Here is a 368-nt window from a genome sequence, read left to right as displayed (position 1 = left end):
GGGGTGCCCTCCATCAGCAGCGAGCCGATGGCCAGGGTCTCGCCCATGCCCCAGTCGATCGTGCCGTCCTCGACCATCGCCGCGCGGCGCTGGAGCTGCGGCAGCAGACGGGGGTGGACGGTGACCCGCTCGGGGATATTGACCTGCGACTCGGCGATCCGCTTGACGACCTCCGGGGAGACCGCGGTGTTGACCGTGACCGGGAACTCCGCCTCGGGGCCCTCCGGCTCGTGCTCCACCGGGTGCGAGGTGGCCTCGCGGACCTCGGTGAAGACCTTCTCCAGCTGGCCCTGGAAGTCCTGGAGCGCCTGCTCCGCCTCTTCGAGGGTGATGTCGCCCCGGCCGATCAGCGACTCGGTGTAGAGCTT

1 pseudogene is annotated in these 368 nt (G+C 70.1%); it reads right to left on the bottom strand.

The annotated features are described in order from the left end of the window. Nucleotides 1-368, bottom strand: a pseudogene (gene kgd / locus AB0C16_RS40970) (multifunctional oxoglutarate decarboxylase/oxoglutarate dehydrogenase thiamine pyrophosphate-binding subunit/dihydrolipoyllysine-residue succinyltransferase subunit); the annotation flags it as partial.

It is taken from the genome of Nonomuraea sp. NPDC048916 (assembly GCF_040649575.1).
In the GTDB taxonomy this organism is placed as follows: domain Bacteria; phylum Actinomycetota; class Actinomycetes; order Streptosporangiales; family Streptosporangiaceae; genus Nonomuraea.
Note: the sequence above shows the minus strand (reverse complement) of the source record. Positions and strands in the feature narration are given on the sequence as shown.